Source organism: Deltaproteobacteria bacterium, assembly GCA_016208165.1.
In the GTDB taxonomy this organism is placed as follows: domain Bacteria; phylum Desulfobacterota; class Desulfarculia; order JACQYL01; family JACQYL01; genus JACQYL01.
The window spans coordinates 20191-27296 of record JACQYL010000140.1 but is presented as its reverse complement, the minus strand read 5'-3'; the positions used below and the strand labels follow the sequence as shown (position 1 = coordinate 27296).

The window sequence follows — 7106 nt, the reverse complement described above, 5'->3', positions numbered from 1 at the left end:
TACCTCACGAATCAGGCCCCCAAAGTGCGTTACATGGCCGGGGGGCAGGTCAAGAAACTGCCGCTGGTGGTCCGCACCACTTCCGGCGGCTGGATCCGGGCGGCGGGCCAACACTCCCAATCTCTCGAAGGCTGGTTCACACAGGTGCCCGGCCTGAAAGTGGTTATGCCCTCGACCCCCAACGACGCCAAAGGATTGTTGCTGGCTTCGCTCCGCGACAACAACCCCGTGCTCTACATCGAGGAAAAGGCTCTTTACGGGACCGCGGGTCCCGTTCCGGAGGGAGAATACCTGATCCCCCTGGGCAAGGCCGAAGTAAAGAAGGAAGGCAGCGACGTAACATTGCTCTCGTATGCGCTTATGCTGCACAAGTGCCTCGAGGCGGCCGAGCAACTGGCCGGGGAAGGCGTTAACGCCGAGGTGATCGATCTGAGAACCCTGTCTCCTCTGGACCATCGGACGCTGGCCGCGAGTGTGCAAAAGACTCACAAGGCCGTGGTGGTTCAGGAGGCTTACGAAATGGCCGGGGTCGCGGCGCAAGTGGTCAAGAGCATCATGGATCATTCCTTTGATTATCTGGACGCACCGGTCAAGACCGTGGCCGCTGCGGACACCATTATTCCGTTCAGTCCGCCTCTGGAAGACGCCATGCTGCCGAGCACGGGAAAAGTGGTCCGGGCGGTAAAAGAGATTCTGGGCTGATCGCTTGTTTAAATGAAACTCGAGGTAGCTGGGGTCCCGCCGACCTCCGCTACCCGAACTTTATCAACTACCCTTATTCAATGAGGAAACAGAAAAGTGGCCGCCAAAATCAAGATGCCCAAATGGGGCCTCACCATGAAAGAGGGAAAGATCACCAAATGGCTCAAGAAAGAAGGTGATCGCGTCAAAAAAGGGGAGCCGCTGTTTGAGGTTGAAACCGAGAAGATCACGAACCTGGTCGAATCCACGGCCGAAGGGATCGTGTTCCAGATTGTAGTGCCTTCGGGAGCCACCGTGCCCATCGAAACCGTCGTGGCCGTGGTGGCCGGAGAAGGAGAGCAACCCGAACGCCTCGAAGGCGCGGCGGCTACGGCCGCCGGAGCGGCAGCCCCTGCCGCGGAGGCGGCTCGAGGGGCTCAGCCGGAGAAACCTCGGGAGGCCAAATTCGTTCGGGCCAGTCCCGCGGCCCGCCGCCTGGCCAAGGAACTCGGAGTGGACCTGGCTTCGGTTGCCGGATCCGGTCCCGACGGAAGGGTCAGCGAAGAGGATGTGAAAAAATTCCACGAGGAAGGTCCACCCCCGCCCAAGATCACGCCCCTGGCCGAGGAGATGGCGAGACAGGCGGGACTGGACATCTCGACCCTCACTGGAACCGGCGAAGGAGGCAAGATTACCAAGGAAGACGTCGAGCGGGCTCTTGGAGCGAAAGCGCCGGAAATGGAACCGTCGCCCGTCAGGTCCATCCCCTTTTCCGGCATGCGCAGGGCCATTGCTCAGAACATGCACGCCAGCCTCCACACCACGGCCCAGTTGACCACCTTTGTGGAAGTGGACGCGACCGAGACGGTGAGGTTCCGCGACAAGATCCGGGAGGAATACAAGAACGACCCATCGGTAAAGGTTTCCTTAAACGATATCATCGTCATGGCCGCTTCCCGTGTGCTGAAACGCTTTCCCATCATGAATTCGACGCTGGTGGGGGAAGAAATACTGCTCCACGACGCCGTGCATATGGGCGTGGCCGTGGCGTTGGCCGAGGGGCTCATCGTACCCGTGCTCCGGAACGCGGACAAGAAAGGACTTCTTCGGATTGCAAGGGAAGTCAGGGAATTGGCTCGCAAGGCCCGGGAAGGCGGCTTGACCGTCGACGAAGTGACCGGAGGTACATTCACCATCACCAATGTGAGCATGTTCGAGGTGGACGGCTTCACGCCCATTCTGAAACCGCCCGAAACCGGCATACTGGGCGTGGGTCGAACCAAGGATAAGCCCGCCGTGTACAATGGAGCAATCGCGATTCGAACGATGATGTTTCTGAGCCTTACGTTTGACCATCAGGTGGCGGACGGCGCTCCGGCCTCCGATTTTCTGCAGACCCTGGCCCGGCATCTCGAGAATCCGTCCTTGATTCTGGCCTGACGGCATGGAAGAAATCAACTGACCTACGAGGTGACAGCATGTACGACGTGGTGGTTATCGGCGGGGGGCCCGGTGGATACGCAGCGGCGATCCGGGCTTCTCAACTCGGAGGGAGAGTAGCTCTGGTCGAAGCGGGAGACATGGGCGGGACGTGCGTGAACAGGGGCTGCATTCCCACCAAGGTATGGCACGAGGCCGCTGCAATGCTTCGTTCCTTCCGCATGGCGGAAGCCTTTGGAATCAAGTCCGCGGTTGAAGGGCTCAACCTGACGGACCTTCGCGCCAGGAAGAACGGGGTCGCGAGTGATATCCGGATGGGAATGGAAGCGCTCCTCGCCAATAACGGGATCGAGGTCATTAGGGGGCGCGCCGTGCTGCGAAATCCCCGCGAGATCGATGCGGACGGAAAGAAACTGGAAACCCGAAAGACCATTCTGGCCACGGGCGGCAGCCTTGTCGTGCCGGACATCCCGGGCCTCGAGGAAGCCGCCGTGGGAACGGATCGGTTGCTCGATATGACCGATGCTCCGGCTTCGGTGCTCCTCTGCGGCGATGGCCTCATCGAAGTGGAATTGGCGAGTACTCTGAGCATCTTCGGAGTGCGGATCGTCCTGGCCACCGAGAGCCGCAGGTTGCTTCCCCGCGAGGATCAGGAAACCGGTCAGCGGGTATCCCAGGGCCTCCTCGACCTGGGCGTCGAGCTTCATCGTAAGGCGCGTATCGAGTCCGTGGAAGCATCGGGCGGGGGCTTCAAGGTGAACCTGTCCGGCTCCGACCAGACTTCGGTGACCGTGGATCGGGTAGTGATTTCCGGCAGGAAGCCGAATTCGGCCCGTTTGGGGCTCGATCAGGTCGGGATTCGCGTGAACGACGACGGCAGCGTGTGGGTGAACGATCGGCTGGAAACGTCCAAACCCGAGGTCTATGCCGTTGGCGACGTTACCGGAGGCTGGATGCTCAGCCACGCGGCTTCGTCCATGGGAGTCACGGCGGCTGAAAACGCCATGGGAAAAAGTGGAAAGTATCCTTTTCACCTCGTTCCCCGGGTGGCTTGGTCCTTTCCGGAAATGGGCGCCGTCGGCCTATCCGAAGAGGAAGCCGAGGAAAAGGATCTGGAGGTTAATGTGGGCGATTTCCCATACGCCATCAATGGATTGGCCATGGCCCGCGATGAAGCGGCCGGCGCCGTCAAGATTGTTTCGGACGCCCGCTACGGCGAGATCCTGGGAGTTCACATTGTGGGCGCCTGCGCTACGGAGCTGATCGGAGAGGCCGTTCTGGCCATGAGTCTCGAGTGCACGGTTCAGGAACTCGCTCGAAACATCCGCGCGCACCCGACCTATTCGGAAACCATAGTGGACGCTTCCCGGGCCGCCTTGAACTGGGCTCTGTATCTTCCCAAACGGTAGCTCGGGGGGGTCGATGGCTGCCGTCGGACCGCAACAGGCGCTGGAAGTACTCGACTGGGGACTGCTGGACTATGGGGAAGCCCTCGAGCGGCAGGAAGCGCTCGTCGGCGAGCGGGTGGCCGGGACCTCTCCCGACCGTCTGGTGCTCGTGGAACATCCGCCCGTCGTTACGGTGGGAAGGAGCGGCGATACGCACGACCTGCTGCTGTCCCAAGAGCAACTCGTGCGACGAGGAGTGGCGGTCCACTTCGTGAGTCGAGGCGGCCAGGCCACGTATCACGGGCCCGGTCAGATGGTGGCCTACCCGATCATACGGCTGGGGAAACGAGATTTGCACCTGTACCTCGATACCTTGTTGGAGGCGGCGGCGGAAGTGCTCCGCATCTTCGGTATCGAACCGCAATTCAAGGAACGAAGGCCCGGCCTGTGGGCGGGTTCCGGTAAAATAGCCAGTGTAGGCATTGCCGTGCGGAGGTGGGTCACCTACCACGGCCTGGCCTTTAACGTGAACACCGATGTGGATCCCTTCGGGCTCATCGTACCTTGCGGAAGTCCGGGGCAACCCATCACCTCGATGGCCCGGGTTCTGGGTCGTCCCGTCGATATGGAACGAGTTAAGGAGCATTTTGTCGGCGCGTTCCGCAAGGCCTTCGGATACAGGGAACACTCGGCTCCGGAGTGCCAAACCGGAAAGCACCCGGAGTGGCTCGTCCGCCGCGCTCCCGACACTGCGGCCATGGGACGCATGGAGCGCAGGCTTGGGGAAATGCGCCTGGCCACGGTGTGTCAGAGCGCCGAGTGTCCCAATCAGGGCGAATGCTTTGCCAGGGGTACGGCCACCTTTATGATATTGGGGGACCGCTGTACCCGGCGATGCCGTTTTTGCGCCGTAACCAAGGCCGTTCCCGAAATCCCGGACCCGGACGAGCCGGCGAGAGTGGCCCGCGCGGCCTTCGAAATGCGGCTTCGGCATGTGGTGGTCACTTCCGTCACCCGGGACGACCTGCCCGATGGCGGCGCGGGACAGTTCGTGTCCACTATCCGGCGGATTCGGGCGTCATGCCCGGAGGCCACGGTCGAAACGCTGATTCCGGATTTTCAGGGCTCGGTGGCGGCATTGGAAACCGTGGTTGCGGCCTGGCCCGACATGCTCAATCACAATGTCGAGACCGTGGCCCGGTTGTATCCCGTCGTCCGTCCGCGGGCCGATTATCGCCGTTCCCTCTCCATACTGGAATACGCTTCGACAAGAGGGCTGAAGGTTAAGTCGGGCCTCATGCTCGGCCTCGGAGAAACGGACGGCGAGCTCCTGGAAACGCTTGTGGATCTCAAGCGCGCGGGTTGCCGGTACCTGACGTTGGGGCAATACCTCGCGCCATCCGGGGAACACATTCCCGTGGCCCGGTACGTCTCACCCGAGGCGTTCGACCGATGGGCCGAGGCGGCCCGCAACATGGGTTTTCTGGGAGTAGCCGCCGGGCCGCTGGTGCGGAGTTCGTACCGAGCTGAAAACATGATGGATTTGTCTCCGAAACGGAAAGGTGAGAATAGATATGGCCAGGAAGAGATTCATTGTGGAGCTGGGAACAGGCATTGATCTGCACGGAGAGAATGTGACCGAAGCCGCGCGCCGGGCCGTTAAGGATGCCATATCCAAGAGCTGCCTCTGCGGGCTCCTCGAGATCCTGGACCTCAAGGATCTGGAAGGGGTCGGCGTGGACATCCTGGTGGCTTGTCCAAAGCCTGAAGAGGTGGATCTCGAACAGGTCATGGCCCAAGCGCCCATCGGGCGAAAAACCGCCGTTGCCGTTGCCGGCGGCATGGTCACTCAGGGCATTTGTGTGCCGAAATTCGGTCCCAAGTGTGACCGGATCATGGTGGCGAACGCTTCGGTCACCGTATACGTGCAGGACTAAGCGGCGTTTGTGACAAGATTCACACGAAGTGGCGAACGAAAAACGTTGAAGCTCGATTGAGGATGGACTACACTGTCTCAAACTCGGGAACAGGCCTGAGTCAATAGAATGCACGATCATCACTGCATTTTCGTATACAAGAATCAAACCCGTCTTGACTTCGCTTATATACATGACCGTTTCGAGAAGTGTTCGCACCGTTTCTCGGTGATTATAGAGGGCGACTGCCGGAACATTCCGTTGTAAACCCGACTCAAAGGTCGGCAGACGATATCCTGTTCAACTGCATCTTCCAGAAAAAAGCCGCCGCTTGCTTTCAGGCGGGACGGGCGGAGCTGTGTGCGCCTGCGGGCGTAAAAGCGGGGATTCAGGATCTCCCTGGGGCGTCTTGCCTTGGGAGACCGATATTTTCAAGGTACGGGGGGAAACGGAGGATTCTTTTTAACCTTCAAGCGAAGGAGGAGACAAAGTGTCTGCAAGAACGGGGATCTTTTTTGTACTGGTGTGTGTGCTTCTGGCTCCCGTGGCTGCCTGGGCGGCCGAACCCGGGGTCACGGACACGGAAGTCGTTGTGGGTGTGAGTACTCCCCTTTCCGGTCCCGCGGCCCTCTGGGGGGTCACCGCTCTGGGCATGAAAGCTTGGGCGGATCATATCAACGATCAGGGAGGTATTCAGGGCCGGAAGATCACGGTCATTATAAAGGACGACGGCTACAATCCCACCCGGTCCATGGCCAACTTGCAGGAAATGAAAGACCAGGTTTTCGCCATCTGCGGACTTCTAGGTTCGGCGCCCTGCAATGCTTCCAAGGACTTTTTCCCCGAAAACAAGATTCCTCTGATCACGGCTTACGCCAATGTGCGCATTTACGCCAATCAGCCCAAAGAAAAACAGCACTATTACTTCATCGCCTATCCGGACTACGAAGACGAGAACCACTTCCTGGCCGATTACGCGATCCGGAATCTGGATACCAAGACGATTGCCGTGTTTTATCAGAATGATGACTACGGCCATCAAGCGCTTGCCGGTATAAAAGACGCGTTGAAAGCCAATCCCGGAAAAGCCGAAATCGTGGCGGAAGTGCCTTACGAGGTCACGGAACGAGCGCTGGGGACCCACGGATTGAAACTCAAAGAATCCGGAGCGGATACGGTGATTCTTGTGCCCACTCCCACTCATGCCGCTCTCATCACGAAAGAAATGGCCAAGATCGCGTATCGTCCCAAGGTATTGACTAATTTCACCATGGGTGATCCCATCATGTTCAAGATCGCCGGCGAGACGTGGGACGGAACGTACATCTCATTGGCCGGAAACATGTCACAACCGGGTTTTTCCCCGGAGGCGGACAAGGTTGTGGAAACCCTCCTGAAGTACAACCCCGATCTCAAAGGTAAGGAATATCTGGCCGTGTTCGGAGCCGTGTCCATGATGCATTTCGCCAAAGCGCTCGAGAACGCAGGGCGTGATTTGACCCGGGAAGGCCTGATCGCCGGGATGGAGCAGATCAAGGACTGGAAACCCGAAGGCATGGGCGCACCCGTAACCTACGGCCCCGATCGCCATCACGGTATTAACGCTTCGCAGATGGGCCAGGCCAAGGATGGAAAAGCCGTACCCATCGCGGACTTCACCGTTTACGCGCCAAGATTTTAA

The 7106-nt window shown here is 59.5% G+C and carries 6 protein-coding genes; all 6 read left to right on the top strand.

Features of this window, described 5'->3' with window-relative positions; genetic code table 11:
- A partial coding sequence (locus HY788_24370) for an alpha-ketoacid dehydrogenase subunit beta (GenBank protein ID MBI4777281.1) occupies nt 1-702 on the top strand: 702 nt, incomplete at its 5' end.
- A 96-nt stretch (nt 703-798) separates the two neighbouring features.
- Entirely contained in the window at nt 799-2121 is a 1323-nt protein-coding gene (locus HY788_24365; protein ID MBI4777280.1) for a 2-oxo acid dehydrogenase subunit E2, read from the top strand.
- 38 nt (nt 2122-2159) lie between these two features.
- Nucleotides 2160-3530 (top strand): dihydrolipoyl dehydrogenase, encoded by a 1371-nt coding sequence (gene lpdA / locus HY788_24360; protein ID MBI4777279.1) that lies wholly within the window; start codon nt 2160-2162, stop codon nt 3528-3530.
- A 13-nt stretch (nt 3531-3543) separates the two neighbouring features.
- Complete coding sequence (lipA, locus tag HY788_24355) at nt 3544-5127, top strand: lipoyl synthase (protein MBI4777278.1); 1584 nt, start codon at nt 3544-3546, stop codon at nt 5125-5127.
- Nucleotides 5084-5446: a Lin0512 family protein gene (locus tag HY788_24350; GenBank protein ID MBI4777277.1), complete on the top strand. Its 363-nt coding sequence runs from the start codon at nt 5084-5086 to the stop codon at nt 5444-5446. Before lipA ends, HY788_24350 begins: the two co-directional genes overlap by 44 nt.
- A 469-nt stretch (nt 5447-5915) precedes the next feature.
- Nucleotides 5916-7106: an ABC transporter substrate-binding protein gene (locus HY788_24345; GenBank protein ID MBI4777276.1), complete on the top strand. Its 1191-nt coding sequence runs from the start codon at nt 5916-5918 to the stop codon at nt 7104-7106.